Source organism: Microbulbifer mangrovi, assembly GCF_002009015.1.
In the GTDB taxonomy this organism is placed as follows: Bacteria; Pseudomonadota; Gammaproteobacteria; order Pseudomonadales; family Cellvibrionaceae; genus Microbulbifer; species Microbulbifer mangrovi.
The window spans coordinates 133398-153024 of record NZ_LZDE01000347.1; the positions used below are offsets into that span (position 1 = coordinate 133398).

Below are 19627 nucleotides of genomic sequence, written 5' to 3' on the forward strand. Positions count from 1 at the left end.
ATGTCGATGTAAACGTTTCAATAGGTCATACATCCAAGTCATTGGCTTCGGGCACAAAAAAAGCGCAATACCAGAGTGGTATTGCGCTTTATAGTCATGTGGATGGGGCAGCCTAACAGTCAGATTGCCCCATACCAGGAAGCTATTGCCTGGTCGTCGCGATGGTAGCGTTCTTTAAATCACCATACCGACGCTGGTAAAGCCCGGCGTGAACATCTCTGGCAGCTTTTACCATTTCCGCATACGGAACATCTGCAACAGACACGAAACCATTCGCATAGTTTTCCCCATCGAAGGCCCGCCCGGTTATCGGAGAATCCATATACTGGAACATATGCACCCCGACAAAATAGGGGTTGTCGACCACGGAATTCACATAGTTCTTGAACTTGAGGCCCCGATCTTTCTGATCTGCGGCAATAACGATACCTGGATGAAAGTGGCCCTGGTCATCCGAACCAAAACTAAACTCACCAATAAGGCTCGGCTTATCAATTTCCGAAAGGAATGCCCATTTGGAAGGCACCAATCCTTCTTCGTACAGGTTGTAGGAAATGATATCCACATGATTCGCCGCAGCCTTCACGATCTCTTCCGGCATCCCCCAGCTGGGAAGTCGAGACCCCAGATACAGGTGGTTGGGCATTACCGACTTCATGGCCCGGTTTATCGTACCAAAGTACTGATTTCCGTAGTCGAGAAGCAAGGATGCGTAATCCTGCCGTTGTGAATCGCTGGTAATACTGGAGTCCATGCCCTTTTCAAAGGCTTCCCAGGACGCGACCTGCTTTCCCCATGCTTTGTTCAGGGCGTCGATGGTTTGATACTTTTCTTTCAGGATTTTGGTAAAGGCAACTTTTGCCGGCGTGTCCTCGCTGCTCCGTGACAGTGCATTGATCACGATACCGTAGTGCAGTTCGTCGCTTTCCAGACGACCAAAACTCTGCTCGTTATCAAAGAAAACTCCCATACACCATGGGCTGTTTTCAATCTGCTCGGAAACAGATTGGGCAGCGACCAATGACCGCTGATAGAAGCGCGGATCGTAGGGATCCGGTACCGGGTGCCAGAAATCGAAACCACTGGAAAGCGTACCGAACTCCCCGATGATATCGGCAAAGGCAACAAACGGAATCTGCTTCTGCTTGTAATAGGGCTCGGCAGCCCAGTTCCCCAAGGAAGTGAAACCCCAGTCCAGCATCCGGTCCACAGTAACCTTCTGCCACGTGTCCAGATACGACTCTGGATACGTCTCGCCGTATCGGCGCTCAAGATTTGCACTGTAGAAACTGAATGTTTCGCCCTGCTTCACGGGACCAGACTGGGTCTCGCGGCGATAGCCATAGTGATTGCCGAGCTCATCATCGTAATCCGGTAGCCAATTGAACATGTTGGCGCGCGTGTCGGAAACCAGAGTGCGGGATCCCCAGGCCTTGCGGTCAACCCGGTTGAGCGGCTGATCATCTTCCGCCACCAGCTCATCGGCGTCACGCTTGGGAATCAGAGCGTGATCGTAGTCGTATCCTGTCATCGTCGAAGAATTGGAGAGTCGAATGATATCGATACCGGTAGAAAAATACAGGTATCCCTCCGGATCGACCAGCGACCATTTGCCGCCTACTTTCTGCGTGCGGAAAAAACCGGTTGCCTCGAGTTTTGGACCATTCTTCCAGCCGCTGAATCTGGAACGGTCAGAGTTCGGCTTTCCGGATAAGCCAGCCAGCTCTTTCTCAACAACACCAGCAAGCTCCTCATCGGAATGGATCTTGCCCTCGTAGTCTACCTTGGCATTTTGGCCGTATTTATCCAGTAGCCCACTCAGAAAATTCTTATCCATTGCGGGGTTTGTGCGCAGGCGCAGATTGTCAATCGTGTATTGTCTGTCACTCAGGCTACCATCGGAGCCAAATACAATCTTGGTGATACCGCTGAGGTCGAGCTGCTTTTTACCCCAGAAAGAATGTAGCTGCTGGTCACCTGACTGCCAGGTTACGGGGTTGGAGCGCAATCCTGATGAAAAGTTGAATTCGTTTTTTGCCGCACTGTCAGGGTCCTGTTGATCGTGCCCGTCCAGCTTTGCATAGTAGGTTCTCGGCTTTCCATCTGCCGCAACCACCATTCCACGGGTGTAGCTGTCACCATTTTTATCGGTCATGGTGACATCAATCTGCAACGACTCGGTGCCGTGATTAACAGCATCAAACGCAATGTTGAAATCAGAAAACTCACTCCAGTCCCACGGGGCTGGGGGCTCTATTACCAACCCGGCACTGTTATTGTCACGCAGCTTGAGCTTGACCTGAAGCGCCTGATTACCATCGTCTCCGCCTACCAGTTCTGCGCTTCCGTTATACACCTGCACAGAGGTCGGAACCCCTTCACCATCAAACCCTTCTAGAACCAGGTCTTCCGCGAGCAAGCTGGAACGCGACTGGCTTTCAACTGATTGCTCCGCGGCAGCTTGCTTGCTTTCGGTGGCCAATTCGGAACCTCCGCAGGCAACAAGTCCACCGGTAGCTGCCGCGGCTATAGCCAATCCCAGCAGGGAGCGAGCAATACGCTCGCCTGCACTAAACTCTAATCGCTCTGACTTCATTGTTCTTCCCGATCTTATTTTTAATTCGAGTCTTTGGTTACCAGTTGGTGTAACTACCATCTGGCTTGTACAGGCGAGGGGCTTCCCAGAACTTGAAAGACTGCTCTGCCAGCATTTCTTCATGCACATCGATGCCCAGACCAGGTGCTTCACCCACCGGGTACACCCGGTTTTTCTCTACTGGGCGATTGATAAAGTATTTATCGTGGTCGGATTTATTACTGTCGTAAGGCGCAATCTCGCACCAGGAGAGATTCGGCACGGCAGCACACATCTGGATGGTAGCCGCGGTGCAAACCGGGCCTAGCGGATCGTGCGGCATAATATCGATGTAGTGGCTCTCCGCCATTGCCGCAACTTTCATAGCCTCGGTAAGCCCCCCTACGTTACATACATCAATGCGCGCAAAGTTGGTGACATCCTGTTCGATATACGGCATGAAATCCCATTTGCTCGCGAACTCCTCACCGATGGCAAAGGGAATATTCGTCATTTTACGAAGCCCGTGATAAGCGCCGAGCGACTGATCGCGAATAGGTTCTTCAAGAAAATCGAGCACGCCCTCACCCAGCTTCTGACAGAAACTGGCGGCTTCCGCGACCGACAGACGGTGGTGGTAATCGATACCCAGCACCAAATCCTCACCTAATTCCTGACGGATTTCTTTGAGGCTGCCCGCTGCAGCTGCAATCGATTTACGCACATCAAACGTCGTGGGTTCGACTGGCGATCCCTGCTCACCGGTGGTCGCGCGGATCACTTCCCAGCCCTGCTCCCGCAAAGCACGGAAGTCATCCATCAGCGCCTGTCCCATGGGCTTGGTCGAGGTCACAAACAGCGGGATTTCATTCCGCTGCTTGCCACCCAGCAATTGATAGGTAGGCACATTGAGCGCTTTACCGGCGATATCCCACAGTGCGATGTCGATGGCAGAAATGGCCGCGGTCAGTACCCGACCGCCCTCGAAATACTGGCTGCGATACATCTCCTGCCACAGCGCACCGATATTGCGTGCGTCGCGTCCAATCAGAAATTCGCGGAAGTGCTTCACGGCACCGGCTACCGCCAGTTCCCGGCTGGACAAGCCGGACTCACCCCAACCATAGATCCCCGCATCGGTTTCCACTTTCACCAGACACAGATTGCGGTGTCCTACCCACGCGGGGTAAACCTTGATATCGCTAATCTTCATTAAGCAGACCTTCTATTTGAGATCGTCAGTGGGACACAGCGCAGCACTCATGCCGTGATCTGCGGTGAGGTTGGAACCCGTCAATGCGCCGGCATGGGGTGATAAGAGAAATGCGGCGATGTGCCCCACTTCATCCACGGTGTTGTATTTGCCATCCGCATGCATTTTGCCGAATGACATCGACAGAGAAGGGTTCTCTTCAGCCACCCTGGCGACCGCTTCCGTTTTGGTCAGCCCCGGACAAAGGCTGTTCACGCGAATGCCTTTACGCCCCAGACTCCAGGCCATGGCGCGGGTCATCGCAACGATGGCGCCCTTGGTGGCAGCATACATTTCGTAACCCGCAACACTGGCGCCGGCATGGTTAGAGGCGATATTCACAATAGCGGCACCCGCCTGCATGTGTCTCGCCGCCGCCTGGCACAACAGGAATACCGAACGCTGATTGACTTCCCACAGACACTCAATCTTGTCCAGTTCAAAATCGAGAAAATCGCCTTCAATCGTGACTCCGGCGTTATTTACCAGACCGTCGATACGGCCGAAACGAGCGACCACGGCCTCTATAAACGGCTCGATGGCAGCCGCGTCACCCACGTTCAATGACATGTACGCGCTATCAAAACCACGATCCTTGAGGGTCTCTACGCGATTGCTCGCATCATTGATATCTGCCAGCACCACCGTTGCACCCGCCTCGGCACACACCTGGGCGATGCCCCAGCCAATTCCCGCAGCGGCACCGGTGACAACAACCACCTTCGTCTCCAGCAAGGTTTTAGACATGAAAACTTCTCACTTTATTGAACGGTCTTTTCAGGCGCGCACCAGCGCGGCTTCAATTTCCTCAATGGACTTGTTCTTGGTCTCCGGCAGCAAAAAGTACAGCAGCACCAGGCAGCCACTTATACACGCGGCATAGAACAGGAAGATTTCCGTCGCGCCCATATTGTTGAGCTGCCATGGGAAGAACTGCTGCACGAAGTAGCTAACCGTGCTCACAATCAATGCAAAGAAGGGAATTGCAATACCGCGCACGTGGGTGGGGAAAATCTCCGAAAAAAGCACCCACATGACCGGGCCAATGGAGAGATTGAATGAGGCGATAAAACACATGATACCGAGCAGCACCAGAGTGCCATCAATCTGTATCGCCTCCTGAATCAGTACGGCCTCATTTGCGCGGGCCGTCGCTTCGCCGAGCGCCTGATACATGGCTTGCTTGAAGGAAACATCGTCCGCAAAAGCGGTGCCCACCAGCGCCTGAAGATTGGCAATATCGAGGTTCGCACCTGCCAGTGCTTGCAGGGATGCCGGAGTCAGCTCATAGACCGCATGGGAAAATGCCCAGCTGCACAGGAACAGGCTCAGGCCACCCCAGGCAAGACCAAACAGCACCAGCGGTCGACGCCCAAGGCGGTCGATCAACAGCAGCGCCAGGATGGTAAACATCACACTCACCACGCCCACAACCACTGCCTGCAGGAACGCGGCATCGGTGCCAATACCCACCTGCTCAAACACCGTAGGCGCATAGAACATGATGGCATTGATACCGGTAATCGGCTGCGCGATGGCAATCACCAGGCCGACCCAGAAGGCCGTGCGCAGACGCGGCTTGAAAATTTCAGCAACCTGCTGGCGGAAACTACCGGTAGGAGATGCGGCGGCACTTTCCTGAATCTCTTGAATTTGCGGCTCAATTTGCGCCTGAGGCAGCAAGCGGCCCATTACCTGGCGCGCATCATCCAATCGGCCTTTCATTACCAACCAACGTGGGCTTTCTGGAATCCACAGCAGCATCATCAGCCAGATGAGCGCAGGAATGACTTCCACCCCCAGCATCCAGCGCCAGGTGTACTGGTCAATACCCAGCGCTGCAACCCAGGCCGCATCCGCGTTGGACGCCCGCAAAATCAGGTAGTTGGCAAAGTACGCCGCAGACAACCCTACCACCGTGGTGATCTGGTTCATGGATACCAGCTTGCCGCGCATATCCGGCGGGGCAATTTCACCGATATACATGGAAGCCAGGGAAAGCGATGTAAAGGCAAGACCACCCAGGAAGCGAGCGGCAACCAACCATTCAAAGTTGGGCGCCAACACGGAACCAATGGCGGAAAGCAGATAAAGAGAAGCGATAATTACAAGGGCTGCTTTGCGGCCATAAGCGTCGCAGATACGCCCTGTCACCATCAGCGCAAAGATCACCCCGAAACCGGGCGCGCTCACCACGGTTCCCACCTGCAGGTCCGACAGCGTGAACTCGGCAGTAATGAAACGAACCGTGCCGGAAATCAGCGCGGCATCCAGTCCAAAAATGAAACCGCCAAACGCCACGATTGCGGCGAGCTTGAACGCGGTCAGCTGGAATCCTCTCATCGGATCACCTCTCTTTATTGTTATGGGCGCTCCGACCACTGCTTGATCGTATGAGCGGACACCACTTAATGTCCGGGCATCATACAACCCCACATCCATTTTGTTAACAATTAACTGTGTACAAATACTTCGCCAGCCCCGTATACTGGTCGAACACTAAAAAACACACCTGACTCCACGGGATCGAGCCATGTCCAGCCAGCAGTTCCACGCAGCACTGGAAGCCTGCCCCTTGATTGCCATCGTCCGCGGCGTAACGCCGGACGATATCGATATGGTGGCCCACACCTTGCTAGAGGCCGGCGTTAGAGCCATTGAGGTTCCACTGAACTCTCCGGTTGAACCACTCAAGAGTATCGAGCGGCTCGCGCGCATCATGGACGACTTTGAAGAGCCCACCATCTGTGGTGCGGGCACGGTACTCACTCCGGAGCAAGTCGGCAGTGTACAAAATGCCGGCGGAAAGATCATTGTTTCACCAAATTGCGATCCCGAAGTGATTGCGGCAACGCTGGAAAAAAACCTGGTTTCCGCGCCCGGATGCCTAACCCCCACAGAAGCCTTTAGTGCTCTGAAAGCCGGCGCCAAGGTGCTGAAGATGTTCCCGGTCGCGGACTTCCCTGCCCAGTACCTCCAGTCGCTTGGCGCGGTGATCCCAAAAGAGATTCTGACCCTGGCTGTGGGCGGTATCACCGCGGACAACATGGAAACCTACTGGAATGCCGGCGCCCGCGGCTTCGGCCTGGGATCCAACATCTATTCCGCCGGCGACAACACCAGCCAGATTGCGGACAAGGCCAGGGTAATGGTGGCCGCGGCAAACCGCACTCGCACACAAGGCTGACCAAATACCCATATAAAGTTTCGATTGACTCTTCGTGACCATTTGCCCGTATTGCCATTCGGGCATTTTCTCTCACGCTTCAACGCCCCGTTTACCGGGGCGTTTTTTTATCCACACTGCATTGCCTGAGAGAACTCAGAGCCCGAGGGCCACACTGATTTTGGCGGCTGACGCCCGCACTTCATTCACCAGCTCACTTTGCTCCAGTTTCTTACCTACTACCGAGGTCAGACTGGATACCGCGAGTGCGGCGATTGTTGCCCCATCCGGCTTGCCGACCAGCGCAGCACAATCGGTCACCCCGTCGGTCAATTCGCTGGGGCGGACTTCAAAACCGATTTCTCGGATGCGGTTCAAGTTCTGCTCCACCGCAGAGCGATCAGCGTCCTCGGCCAGTTCATCGAGCACACTTTGCCGGCGGCCGCTCTCACAGTTTGCCAGCAGTAAGCGCCCGGATACGGTCTGCAGTAGCGGGAACAGGGTGCCCTCATTGAAAGACAGGGAAACAGGGCCCGGGCTCGCCACTTGCAGGACCACCATCAACTGCCCCTGGTGAATCACACTCAAGTGACAGGACTGGCCCAGCCTGGCGGCCAGCGCCTCCATCTCGGGCTGGGCCGCAAACCGCAATTGCGATACCGGAGAAAGCGTACGGGTCAGCTCCAGTAACTTCAGTGACATCCGGTATTTGCCGGACACTTCATCCCGCAGTATGTAGCCCCGCGACTCCAGGCCAACCAGTACGCGATAGATCTCGCTATTGGTGCGGCCAATTCCCAGTGCAATATCGGACTGCGACAGCGGCAGGGATTCCGCCGCCAAGAATTCCAGTATTTCCAGCGCCTTGTCCAGCGCGGGCACCGCGTACTTACTCACTCTTTCTGCCACCGCTACTGCCATCGTTCCCCCCGGCACCCCAGTTTCATCCTCGGCTCGCCTCATCGCCAGCCAAGCCTTGTTATCTCTGCAACTTCTCAGGTTGCGCACAGATTTAAGCACAGGTTGACACTCTTCAAAAACAGTTTTTATACTTGAACAATAATTTCATATATAAAAAACATCCTGATGAGCCACCAACCGCATGCCTCCGTCCATGGGGCAGCAAATGCACTAGAGAGAAAACCATGAGCAGCTCCCACGCTCCGGTGGCTAAACCGGAACCTATTACCCTGCGCGGCATGACCTGGAACCACACCCGTGGCTTCACCCCGATGGTGGCCGCGGCTCAACGTTTCGAAGAACTGAATCCGCATGTCACCATCGAGTGGGACAAGCGCTCCTTACAAGCCTTTGCGGATCATCCCATTGACGATCTGGCCAGCCGCTACGACCTGCTAGTGATCGATCATCCCTGGACCGGTTTTGCCGCACGCGAGAAGGTCATCCTGCCGTTGGATGAATGGCTTCCGGCGGAATTTCTGAAAGACCAGGCCGACCACGCAGTAGGCGAGTCCCACAATTCCTACCACTACGATGGTCAACAGTGGGCACTGGCTCTGGACGCCGCGACGCCGGTTGCTTCTATCCGCCCAGACTTGTTGCGCGAGAAAGGACTGGAAGAACCCAAGACCTGGGAAGATCTGATGGAGCTGGCCCGCAAAGGTCTGGTGGCTGTCCCCAGCATCCCGCAAGACACCCTGATGAACTTCTACATGCTCTGCTCGGCCATGGGCGAAGACCCTTGTGTCAGCATGGACGAGGTCGTCAGCAAAGAGGTCGGGATCGAAGCGCTGGGCATGTTGAAAGCGCTCTCTGACAACCTCGATCGCCGCTGCTTCGACTGGAACCCGATCAAGGTATATGAGGCGATGACCCTGAGCGATGACTTCGCCTACTGCCCGTTTGCCTATGGCTACGCAAATTACGCACAGCCGGGTTATGCGCGAAAGCTGTTGGAATTCCGCGATACCGTCACTGCCGGCCCCAAGGGCGAGCACCTGAAAACTACTCTCGGCGGCACTGGACTGGCAATTTCCAGCCACAGCAAGCACCCGGAGATTGCCGCGCAATTTGTACAGTTTGCCGGAGATCCTGCGCTGCAGGCCTCCTTCTACATACAATATGGTGGTCAGCCTGGACATCGTAATGCCTGGACCAGCACCGCGGCCAACAGTCTGACGAACAACTATTTCGTCAACACCCTGCCGACGCTTGACCGCGCGTTCCTGCGTCCTCGCTACCACGGACATATGTTCTTCCAGGACAACTCCGGCGCGCCCATCCGTGACTACTTGATGAATGGCGGCGATGCCGAAGCGTTGCTCGCGCACCTCAACAAACTCTACGTTAAATCCCGTCAGGATTGATTTATGTTGCAACCCCTGAAAGGTGTCACCGTTCTTGAGTTCAGCCAGTACCTGGCAGGCCCCTACGCGGGCCTGCGTCTGGCGGACCTCGGCGCTCGGGTGATCAAGATTGAGCGCCCCGGCAGCGGTGACGCCTGTCGGCAGCTGGCCACCAAAGACATTATGGTCGATGGTGACAGTCTGCTATTTCACACCATTAACCGTAATAAAGAGTCCTTCTGCGCGGACCTGAAAAACCCGGACGATCTCGCCACGGTGAAGAAGCTCATCGCCTCTGCCGACGTGATGACCCACAACTTCCGCCCCGGCGTGATGGAAAAAATCGGCCTGGATTACGCGCAAGTCCAAGCCATCAATCCGCAAATGATTTATGGCGAAGTCAGCGGTTATGGAAACAGCGGCCCTTGGGTACACAAACCGGGGCAGGACTTGCTGGCACAGGCAGTGTCCGGCCTGGGCTGGCTGACCGGCAATCAGGACCAGGATCCCATTCCGCTGGGGCTGGCGATTGCCGATATGCTCTGCGGCACTCACCTTGCACAGGGCATTCTTGCGGCATTGGTACGGCGCCAGAAACAGGCTTGCGGTGCCAAAGTACAGGTTAGCCTGCTGGAATCAATGATCGACTTTCAGTTCGAAGGTCTCACGACCTATTTGAACAACGGCCGCCAGATGCCAACCCGCAGTGAGCTAGCAAACGCCCACGCGTTCCTCGGTGCACCTTACGGTATCTACAAAACCCAGGACGACTGGATCGCCATCTCCATGGGATCCCTTTCCCAGCTGGCACTCGCACTGGAATGCCCGGCGCTGGATGTTCCGAATAGCCAAGCGTTCAAGCAGCGCGACTCGCTAAAAGAAGCATTGGCCATGCAGTTGCAAACCAATACCACCGACTACTGGCTCGCACGCATGCAGGCACATGATCTGTGGGCGTCTGAGTTGCTCGATTACGACCAACTCCTCACCCACCCTGCGTTCAAGGCGGTTTCCATGTCACTGCAGGTCACCCGCAAAGCCGATGGCGGAAATGGTGCCCCAGTGCAGGTAACCACCACCCGCTGTCCGATACGTATCAATGGCGAAGCGTCGACGAGTAGTAAGGCCGCTCCGTCCCTCGGCGCCGATACCGCCAGCATTCTGGAGGCACTGCAATGAAACCGCTGGATGGTTTACTGGTTCTGGATTTCTCCCAGTTTCTCTCGGGTCCTTCTGCCGCATTGCGCCTGGCGGATCTCGGTGCCCGCGTAATTAAAATCGAGCGTCCCGATGGTGGCGATGACTGTCGTAACCTCTATTTGTCCGACTGTGTACTGGAAGATGAATCGACGCTGTTCCACGCCATCAATCGCGATAAGGAAGGGTTCACTGCGGACCTGAAAAACCCAGCCCACCGCACCGAAATCGAAGCACTGATTCGCCGAGCCGATATTCTGATCGCCAATTTCCGTCCCGGCGTGATGGCACGGCTGGGGCTCGACTACCCGGCGGTCAAAGCGCTCAACCCTCAGCTGATCTATGGCGAAATCACCGGCTATGGCAATGAGGGCCCGTGGAAGAATCGCCCGGGTCAGGATTTGCTGTTACAAGCGCTATCAGGACTCACCTGGCTTTCCGGCAGCAGTAAAGACGGTCCCGTCGCCATGGGGGTCCCTGTGGCCGATATCTTTACTGGGGCACAACTGGTACAGGGCATTCTCGCCGCCGTGTACGGCCGAGGAGTCACTGGAGAAGGCGCCCACGTGGAAATCAGCATGCTCGAGGCAATGCTCGATTTCCAGTTCGAACCCCTGACAATACTGTTGCACGAGCCCTCGCAGAAAATCGAACGTGCGAGTGTGAATGGCGCCCATACACTGGTCGCAGGTGCCTACGGATTTTATCGCACGGCCGATGGTTACATCGCACTCTCGATGGGACGCGTGGCCGACCTCGCACAGTTGCTGGATTGCCCCGCGCTTTTGCCGTACAGCGACCCGGCCTGCGCCTTTAGCGAAAGGGATGCCATCAAACAAATCCTTGCCGACCATATGCCCACACAGACCACCGCACACTGGCTCAGCCTGCTGGAACCTGCGGATATCTGGTGCGCCGAAGTACTCGACTGGGACCAGCTGATGAATCATGACGGTTTCAACAGTCTGGATATTCTGCAACAGATTCCACTGGAGGGTGGCGGCAAACTGACCACCAGCCGCTGCCCCATCCGTATTGACGAGTCAATTTTGTGGGGTAACAAGCCGGCACCAAAGTTGGGCCAGCACCGGAATGCAATCCTGCAAGAAATAAAAAATAACGGAGGCGGTAATGAGTGAAGAGCATCAGTCCGGCAATGTCATTCTCAATATTGAGGAAGACGGTATCGCACGTATCAGCCTGAATCTTGCACCCGCAAACGCATACCACGAATCCTTTTTGAGCGACATCGGCGAAGCAATAAAAGCGGCGGAACAGAACTCATCCATTCGCGTGGTCATCATTGATAGCCGCCTGGCCCGGTTCTTTTGTGCCGGTGCCGATATCAAGGTTTTTGCGAACAATTCGGTGGAGCAGAATCTCGCGCTTGTGCAACAGGCTCGCGCCAATGCCAACGCCATTGAAAACGCCAGCGCAATTTATATCGCACAGGTTTCCGGCCACTGCCTTGGCGGTGGCCTGGAAATTGCCATGGCATGCGATTTCATCTTTGCTGCCGATGGCGATTACCGGTTTGGTTTGCCAGAAATCAAGTTAGGACTGATTCCCGGCAATGGCGGGACTCAACGCCTCGTGCGCCGAATAGGCCGACGCGCAGCTATGGAGATCCTGCTGACCGGCGATACCTTCGGTGTGCACCACGCGCAGGAACTGGGGTTTCTGGATGCTCTCTATACAGATGACGCACTCGCAGAGGGCACTCTCAATTTTGCGAGAGAGCTGGCCAGCGGTCCCGGCTTTGCGATTGCCGCCACAAAACGTGCGGTGCGCGAGGGCAGTTCAATGCCGCTGGATAATGCCCTGCGCCTGGAGGCCGAGCTCGCCGATTCCCTGTACCGCACAAAAGATGCAGAAGAGGGTCTGAACGCGTTCCTTGAGAAACGCGCACCAAAGTTCAACCAGTAATACACAAGAAAAGAGCCTTAGGGAGAAGATGATGAGTGAGACCCAACAACATTATCAGTGCTACATTGACGGCGAATGGACCGATAGCGCCCAGAAACTTGCTGTAGAAAATCCGGCGACTGGTGAAGTGTTTGCCAGCGTTCCAGACTGCACCCTGGACCAGGCCGATGCGGCGCTGGCATCCTCACAGCAAGCCCTGCAAAGCTGGAAACTGCTGCCGGCGATCGAGCGCGGTCGCCACCTTCTCCGATTGGTAGAAGCACTCAAACCAAAACGCGACCACTTCGCCCGCCTGCTGGTACTGGAACAGGGTAAAACCCTGAATGAAGCCTACGGTGAGTTCGATGACACACTGAACTACCTGACCTATTCCGCCGAAGCCGCACGGCGGCTCGAGGGCAACATCTTTCCGTCTGACAGCCCGAATGAACAGCTGTGGATCGAGAAAGTGCCCTTCGGTGTGACCATCGGCCTGTGCGCATTCAACTACCCGCTAGCCCTTATCGGCCGCAAGGTAGGGCCCGCACTGGTGACCGGCAATACCATGATTATCAAGCCGCACGAAGCCACCCCGGTTACCGCGATGGAGTTTGCCAAAGTGGTCGAAGAGGCCGGTATTCCCAAGGGTGTTATCAACGTCATTAGCGGGTCCGGTATTGCGGTGGGCGAACACCTGGTGAAAAGCCCCATTACCCAACTGGTGAGCCTCACCGGTAGCATCCGCGCCGGTCAGGCCATCTGTCGCTCGGTCGCGGAAAACGTTACCGCGGTTTCTCTGGAACTGGGTGGCAAAGCATCGTTCATCGTACTGGACGACGCCGATCTCGATAAGGCCGTTGATGCGGTGGTCATCTCTCGCTATGCGAACTGCGGACAAGTCTGTATCTGTGCCGAGCTCGTCCTGGTACATGAAAATCTGGCTGCAGAATTTACCCGCAAAGTAGTGGAAAAAGTCAAACAGCTGACCGTCGGCAATCCTATGGAGAATCCCAATATGGGGCCTTCGGTGACCGCCCAGGGGCTGGACCGGGTGGACTCCATCGTGCAGGAAACCATTAGTGCCGGTGCTAAGCTGGAGTGTGGCGGAGGCCGCCCGGAAGGCGAAGCATTCACTAAAGGGAACTGGTATCAGCCTACTGTGCTGTCTGGCGTGACAGCCGATATGGCTGCGGCACGCGAAGAAATCTTCGGGCCGGTACTGCCAATCGTCACCATTTCTTCCTACGAGGAAGCTGTGGAAATCACCAACCGCCGCAATGACGGCCTGAGCTGCTACCTGTGGACCAATAACTATCGCACCATTATGGATGCCATTGCACGTTTGGAAGTCGGCACCGTGTTTGTGAACAAACAGATTGTGGGTTACATCCAGGGTTACCATTCGGGCCACAAGCGCAGCGGCATCGGTGGCGAAGATGGCATCTACGGTATCGAAGGTTATCTGCAAAAACGTGCCGTGTACCTGAACTGCAATTAAGCAACATAAAAAACGGAGGCATTGGCCTCCGTTTTTTCTTCTAACAACAATAACGAGAGGAAATACTATGTCCAAGCATCTCATCATATTCGAGCATGAAGGCGCCAGCACCATCGAAACCGTTGAAGCACCAGATTTCACTAGCCATGAAAACATGCCTGGCTGGAAAGCACGCTCCGTGGATGACGCGGGCATTTTCATGTTCCAGTTTTCCATTGAGCCTGGCGCGGTTGAATATCCAATTCACACCTCTGACGAGGCCTGGCTGGCTTATGTGGCCAGCGGCTACGGCACACTTTTTGCGGGCGACACTGAGGAAAATCGTACCGAAGGCGCGGACTACCAGGCAGGCGACTTCATTACGTTCAAGCCTAATACACCGCACGGCTGGCTGAATGGCGACAGCCCAAGCGTCATTGTCCTTACCAAGCGGTCTGGCTAACACGTATATTTCAGTGTTGTCTCCCGCCGCACTACTTATTTAGATTCATCCGCAGCAGCGTTTTATGTGCGGTGATATAGACCACCGATTCATCTCCGTTGAACGCAAGATTAGCGGCCACACTGGGCGTATAAATTTTTGCCAGTATCTTCCCGGAGAGGTCGAACAACCAGATACCTCCCGGGCCCGTGGCAAAGATGATTCCCGAACTGTGCACCTTGAGGCCGTCGGGTAGCCCGTGTGCCGACGGATCAACAGGTTCGGATTTATGAAGCATGCGGCGTGTGCCAACCTCGCCATCCTTATCCAGCTCATAGACATACCAGGCCGGCGTATCAGGGTCGGATGCTGCGACGTAGAGCTTTCTCTGATCTGCTGACAGTGCTATGCCATTGGGGTATCGAATTTCTCGATCTACAAGCTTCAGGTATCCATCTGGATAGAGCGCGTAGACTCCCTGGAACTCCAGATCTTTCTCCGGATCTTCCATTTGCTTTGGGAGGCCGTAGGGCGGGTCAGTAAAAAAGAGAATACCGCTGTTATGCAGCACACCGTCATTCGGACTATTCAAGCGCCCTTGCTCGTACTTGCTGGCAAGTACCTTGAACTGTCGCTGCGGCCGAGCGAGGGTCGCATCCATTCGTGCCACCTGTCGCGAGCGGGATTGCATCAATAGCAGTTGCTTTCCCTGCGACAGGACCAGACCGTTGGAGAAGCCGCTGTCCTCGAGATAGACGGAAACCCCCTCCCCCGGCACATAACGCAGAACACGGTGGGTGGGAATATCCGAAAACAGCAAGCTTCCCGTATCAAATCCCCCTACTGCCGGGTTGGCTTCCACCCACACCGGCCCTTCTGTCCATTCGAACCCCTCCGCGAGTAATTCGACTTCGGCATTCGGGGCGAGCACATCCAGTGCCCGCGTGTCGAAAATTTCCACTTGAGGAGCATTTGCCGAAAAGGCATTCATCGATATTCCCAGCAGAGTGAAAATTACCCCCTGCATAGAATAACCTCAATTACTGAGCATCCGCCGAGGCCTCCAGCATCTCGCCAAAACGGCGCTGGTAGAGATTGCTATTTACTTCAACAGCGGCATCTACCAGAGGCTGGTACGGGATATCCGTCACTCTGACAAAACCAATATTGTAGTTCTCCCCATCGTAAGCGCGTCCGGTTAGAGGCGAATCAATATATTGGAACCAGTGCGCACCCACGAGGTAGGGGTTGTCGATAACACTGTTCATGTATTCCGCATATTTTTTGCCGCGATCCGCTTGGGAGCTGGCAAGAATCAAGCCGGGATTCACTAACCCGGAGTCCAGCGCGCCGTTGTGGAACTCTCCGATGATACTGGGGCGATCGAGCTCCGCGAGGAACTGCCAGGACTTTTCGCTGACGCCTTCCTTGTAGTAGTTGTAACTCACTACATCCGCATACTTTGCGGCAGCGCGGCGGACCTCCGGTGTCGTCCCCCAGCTCGCGAAACGCGCCCCCATGTAGAGATGATGGGGCATATAGTTTTTAACCGCATCGCGCACGACCTGGAAGTAGCGGTCGGCATAGTGCTCGAGCATTGCAGAGAAATCGGTCACCATCGGATCGCTGAACTCTGTCAGATCCACACCTTCTGCGAGCGCATCCCACGAGGCGATTTCAGTTCCCCAATTGCGGTTGAGTGCAGCGATTTCGCCATATTTATCCCGCATCAATTCCACAAACTGGGCTTTGCTGGGGCTTTCATCCGCAGAACGGGTCAATGTATTGATCACAACCCCATATTGGGACGCAATGGAACCTTCCTGCCCCCAGCTCTTTTCGTTGTCGACAAATACACCGGCACACCACGGGTTACCCTGTACCTGATCGGCGATCTGCTGTGCGGTAATATCCGCCCGCTTTACAAACTCCGGGTCAAACGGATCGGGCAGTGGACTCCAGTAGTCATTCCCACTACTGACGGTTTTAAAGTCACCAATGATCCAGCCATTGGCGAAATACGGAATGCGATCCATGTGGTAGTAACCGGGATCAACCCAGTTACCAAAGGAGGTAAAGCCCCAGGAGAGCATGCGGTCGACCGTCGTCTCGCGCCATGCGGCCATCAATTCCGCGTTGTCATCAAGGCCGTACTTACGCTGTAGGTTGGCGCGATAGAAACTGAATGTTTCTCCACGCTCGACAGCCCCGGTATGGACTTCACGGCGATAGCCGAAGTTGTCTCCCTGCGGTCCGTCATAGGAGGGCAGCCAGTTAAACATCTCCGCACGTAAGGGAGAACTCACATACCGCGTGGCAACGGCAGGCAGTGGCACCCGGTTCAAACCGGCGGAATCCTCCGGGGTCAGATCATTCTCATCGCGCTGCGGAACCGCACTCGGGTCAACATCGTAACCGGTAATGGTGGAAGTATTGGCCAATCGGACATTGGCAATACCGGAGGAAAAGAACAGATACCCTTCCGGATCCACCAGGGCCCATTTCCCATCGACTTTTTCTGTACGGAAGTATCCAGTCCCCTCCAGTTGAGGACCATCCGCCCAACCGCCAAATTGCGACCGTCCGGGCAATGGAGTATCCCGTAGCTGAGACTGCTCTGCGGATGCAATCTCACGCAATTGCTCTACACTATCGACTTTATTGACAAAGTCTCGCTTGGCATTCTGGCCAAACTTATCCACAAGGCCGCTCAGGTAGTTCTCGTCCAGAGATTTCGGCTGAATCAGGCGAACGTTATCGATCACCAGCGTCTTGTCCTCCAAAACGCCAGCAACGGAAAACTTCACGCTTTCCACCGCACTGAGATCCAGCTGTTTATCACCCCAGCGCCAGATGATGTCCTGATACTCCGTATTCCAACTGGGAGGATTTCCCCGCATTCCGGTCTCTACCGTCAGGTCCGGGCCCTTGAGCTCCATGAAATAGGTACCGGCAGAGTTTTCGGCAATCTGGATGTTCCGATTGTGTGTCTTGCCAGACGTGTCCGTGGCAGTGACATACAGATGGACGGATGATGGTTTCGGGTTTGCAATGTCCAGCGCAAATGCAAAGTTTCCTAGCTCACTCCAGTTCCAGGGAGTCTCCGGGGCAATCGTAAATCCGGCATCTTTGTGTGCCTTTGAATTCAGGATGAACTTTAGCGCTGATCCGTCGCCCGAGTTCACCAATTCAGCCTTGGCATTCTCAAGCTGAAATGCTGCAGGTATCTGGCCGCTTTCAAAGTTCCACAGAAGGGTTTCGCTTTCTTTCTGTGCATCGCCCTGGTTTCGACAAGCACCCAGCAATACCGTAACTGATGCCAGAGATAAGGACGCTAGCGTATTTTTATTTATCATTATTCAAATACTCCGTGAATGTTCAGTAATCAGTAATCCATGACTGGCTTTTTGGTATTGGTTACATCTTTGATCGGTAATTCAATCTGTTCAATCTTGCCAACAAGAAACAGATACGAACTCATGCCGATCAATGCGATTACGCCGATCAAAAACAGCGCGGGCCGAAAGTCTCCCTCCTGCACCAGAAAACCTATCGCTACCGGTATTACAACCGCAGAAAGACCGCCTATGAAGTTAAAGCAACCTCCGACAAGACCGACCATGCGCTTGGGGGCAAGCAGGGATACGAACACCCAGCTAATCGATGCCAAACCGTTGCCAAAAAATGATAGTGAAAGGAAAAAGGTTACCCAGGCGGGGTGGTCAACAAAGTTGGCGCCTATTACAGAGCCGGACAACAATAGTCCGGCTATAACGGGTACCTTTCTGGCAACCTCATTGGATAAGCCGCGTCTCACCATCCAGTCGGACAGGAAGCCTGAAAGTAATACACCGCAAAATGCCGCCAGAAAAGGTATCGAGGCAATGAAGCCGGTTTTTAGCTCGCCCAGTCCGCGATACTCGGCCAAATAGGTTGGAAACCAGGTAAGAAAGAAGATTAGTGTGCTACCGAGGCAAAATTGGCCGATATAGATGCCCCACAGTTTACGACTGCAAAAGGCCAAGCGAATATTTTGCCAGGTCACCGAGGCCGCAGAACCGCCGTTAGCCGAGGATTCACTATCCTCAATTGGAGCAGCCGCCCTCAACTCGCTCGGAGGCTCACGATACAGGCAATACCAGATGGCCGCCCAAACAATACCAATTACCCCGGAAACCACAAACAAACCGCGCCAGCCAAACCACTCCTGAATAACCGCAAGGACTGGCATTAGAAAAGCCAGCCCAATAAATTGTCCGGACGTATAAACAGCAATGGCCCCCGCCCGATCCTGCGCATTAAACCATTGGGTAACAATCTTGTTGTTCGCAGGATAGGACGGCGCTTCAAACAGGCCTATGGCCATGCGGCAACCGACCAACGCCGCTAGGGAGCTGACTAGCCCCTGCAGGATTGTCGCCAGCGACCAGGCGACAAGGATGAATGGATAGAGAATCCGCACCTTCACCACATCCACAACCATTCCACCTGGAATCTGCATGATGGAATAGGTCCAGGCGAACGCAGAAAAGATAATTCCCATCTGTACCGGGGTAAGGCTCAAGTCCTGTGAAATTGCATTGGCCGCGACCGAAATATTGGTGCGGTCCATATAATTGATCACCACGCTAATAAAGATCAGCGCCAATACACTGAAACGCCCGTTGGTCGGCATAGGATTATTCTCTCGCGTGCCCCAAATTCACATCTCGATGCCAAGATCGCGCTAAACAAGACCGACATTGTTAACAATCAACAATGGATCTGCAACCACTATTCGATTCCGAAGTAACCAGCCTCAAACACATACCGTGAAGCCTGAACTCAGGTCTACAGCCAGTGGGAATTGGCGCCACAACTGAGAAGCAAGCATGGCATCAGGGGCATGTTCATCACAAAAACGTATCTTTACCCGCTCTTCGGTTGCCATTGTTAACAATTAACATTAGGCTCAGACAGCCAAATAAAAATAATACCCTCCGCAAGCCGGAGGCAATGGAGCTTAGTGATGAAACTTTCCTACTGCGCGTTAGCAGCGCTTGTCTGTGCCTCAAATCTTCACGCCGCCGACTGGGACGGGATTCCGGTACCCGCCGACCCCGGAGCGGGCAACACCTGGGAATTACAGTCGCTTTCTGACGACTTCAATTACAGCGCCCCGGCGGCCGGCAAGAGCAGTACTTTTTTTGAACGTTGGAGCGAGGGGTTCATCAATCCCTGGCTGGGACCGGACCTGACCGAGTTTTACGCACCAAACTCGTCTGTCGAAGGCGGCAACCTGGTGATCAAGGCGAGCCGCAAGCCGGG

Annotated in this window: 15 protein-coding genes and 1 pseudogene; 8 read left to right on the forward strand and 8 right to left on the reverse strand. The window is 54.7% G+C overall.

Features of this window, described 5'->3' with window-relative positions; translation table 11 throughout:
- Positions 1 to 142: 142 nt before the first annotated feature.
- The 4 genes from B4U49_RS18655 to B4U49_RS18670 are packed head-to-tail and all read right to left on the reverse strand — an operon-like array spanning position 143 to position 6269.
- On the reverse strand, positions 143 to 2656 hold the full coding sequence (locus tag B4U49_RS18655; RefSeq protein WP_239692710.1) for a beta-galactosidase: 2514 nt from the start codon (positions 2654 to 2656) through the stop codon (positions 143 to 145).
- Positions 2634 to 3788 carry a mandelate racemase/muconate lactonizing enzyme family protein gene (locus tag B4U49_RS18660; RefSeq protein ID WP_078086124.1) on the reverse strand — a complete coding sequence of 385 codons (1155 nt, stop codon included), beginning with the start codon at positions 3786 to 3788 and terminating at the stop codon, positions 2634 to 2636. Before B4U49_RS18660 ends, B4U49_RS18655 begins: the two co-directional genes overlap by 23 nt.
- A 12-nt stretch (positions 3789 to 3800) precedes the next feature.
- Entirely contained in the window at positions 3801 to 4574 is a 774-nt protein-coding gene (locus B4U49_RS18665; protein WP_078086125.1) for an SDR family NAD(P)-dependent oxidoreductase, read from the reverse strand.
- Between the two features lie 30 nt (positions 4575 to 4604).
- Positions 4605 to 6269 (reverse strand): sugar porter family MFS transporter, encoded by a 1665-nt coding sequence (locus tag B4U49_RS18670; protein ID WP_078086126.1) that lies wholly within the window; start codon positions 6267 to 6269, stop codon positions 4605 to 4607.
- A gap of 91 nt (positions 6270 to 6360) precedes the next feature.
- Here B4U49_RS18670 and B4U49_RS18675 point away from each other — a divergent pair, with 91 nt between their 5' ends.
- Positions 6361 to 7014: a 2-dehydro-3-deoxy-6-phosphogalactonate aldolase gene (locus B4U49_RS18675; RefSeq protein WP_078086127.1), complete on the forward strand. Its 654-nt coding sequence runs from the start codon at positions 6361 to 6363 to the stop codon at positions 7012 to 7014.
- A gap of 135 nt (positions 7015 to 7149) precedes the next feature.
- On the opposite strand, the gene B4U49_RS18680 is transcribed toward B4U49_RS18675, so the two are convergent.
- A complete protein-coding gene (locus B4U49_RS18680; protein ID WP_239692712.1) occupies positions 7150 to 7890 on the reverse strand; it encodes an IclR family transcriptional regulator in 741 nt (246 codons plus the stop codon).
- Positions 7891 to 8138: 248 nt separating this feature from the next.
- On the opposite strand from B4U49_RS18680, the gene B4U49_RS18685 reads away from it, so the two are divergent.
- The 6 genes from B4U49_RS18685 to B4U49_RS18710 all read left to right on the forward strand — a co-directional run bounded on the left by B4U49_RS18685 (position 8139) and on the right by B4U49_RS18710 (position 14341).
- Complete coding sequence (locus B4U49_RS18685; protein ID WP_078086128.1) at positions 8139 to 9320, forward strand: ABC transporter substrate-binding protein; 1182 nt, start codon at positions 8139 to 8141, stop codon at positions 9318 to 9320.
- Positions 9321 to 9323: 3 nt separating this feature from the next.
- Positions 9324 to 10478 (forward strand): CaiB/BaiF CoA transferase family protein, encoded by a 1155-nt coding sequence (locus B4U49_RS18690; RefSeq protein WP_078086129.1) that lies wholly within the window; start codon positions 9324 to 9326, stop codon positions 10476 to 10478.
- Positions 10475 to 11635, forward strand: coding sequence for a CaiB/BaiF CoA transferase family protein (locus B4U49_RS18695; protein WP_078086130.1), 1161 nt, complete (start codon positions 10475 to 10477; stop codon positions 11633 to 11635). The genes B4U49_RS18690 and B4U49_RS18695 overlap by 4 nt, the downstream gene beginning before the upstream one ends.
- A complete protein-coding gene (locus tag B4U49_RS18700) occupies positions 11628 to 12422 on the forward strand; it encodes an enoyl-CoA hydratase/isomerase family protein (RefSeq protein WP_078086131.1) in 795 nt (264 codons plus the stop codon). Before B4U49_RS18695 ends, B4U49_RS18700 begins: the two co-directional genes overlap by 8 nt.
- A 31-nt stretch (positions 12423 to 12453) precedes the next feature.
- Positions 12454 to 13899, forward strand: coding sequence for an aldehyde dehydrogenase family protein (locus B4U49_RS18705; RefSeq protein WP_078086132.1), 1446 nt, complete (start codon positions 12454 to 12456; stop codon positions 13897 to 13899).
- Between the two features lie 67 nt (positions 13900 to 13966).
- The gene (locus tag B4U49_RS18710; protein WP_078086133.1) at positions 13967 to 14341 is read left to right on the forward strand and encodes a cupin domain-containing protein; all 375 of its coding nucleotides are present in this window, start codon (positions 13967 to 13969) and stop codon (positions 14339 to 14341) included.
- 31 nt (positions 14342 to 14372) lie between these two features.
- Here the strand turns inward: B4U49_RS18710 and B4U49_RS18715 are convergent, their stop codons facing one another.
- Genes B4U49_RS18715 through B4U49_RS18725 form a run of 3 tightly spaced genes read right to left on the reverse strand, consistent with a single transcriptional unit; the run spans position 14373 to position 18995 of the window.
- Positions 14373 to 15347, reverse strand: coding sequence for an SMP-30/gluconolactonase/LRE family protein (locus tag B4U49_RS18715; RefSeq protein ID WP_078086134.1), 975 nt, complete (start codon positions 15345 to 15347; stop codon positions 14373 to 14375).
- A gap of 13 nt (positions 15348 to 15360) precedes the next feature.
- A complete protein-coding gene (locus tag B4U49_RS18720; RefSeq protein ID WP_078086135.1) occupies positions 15361 to 17676 on the reverse strand; it encodes a beta-galactosidase in 2316 nt (771 codons plus the stop codon).
- Between the two features lie 29 nt (positions 17677 to 17705).
- Complete coding sequence (locus B4U49_RS18725) at positions 17706 to 18995, reverse strand: MFS transporter (protein WP_078086136.1); 1290 nt, start codon at positions 18993 to 18995, stop codon at positions 17706 to 17708.
- Positions 18996 to 19328: 333 nt separating this feature from the next.
- Here B4U49_RS18725 and B4U49_RS18730 point away from each other — a divergent pair.
- Positions 19329 to 19627 (forward strand): annotated as a pseudogene (locus tag B4U49_RS18730) (carbohydrate-binding protein); the annotation flags it as partial.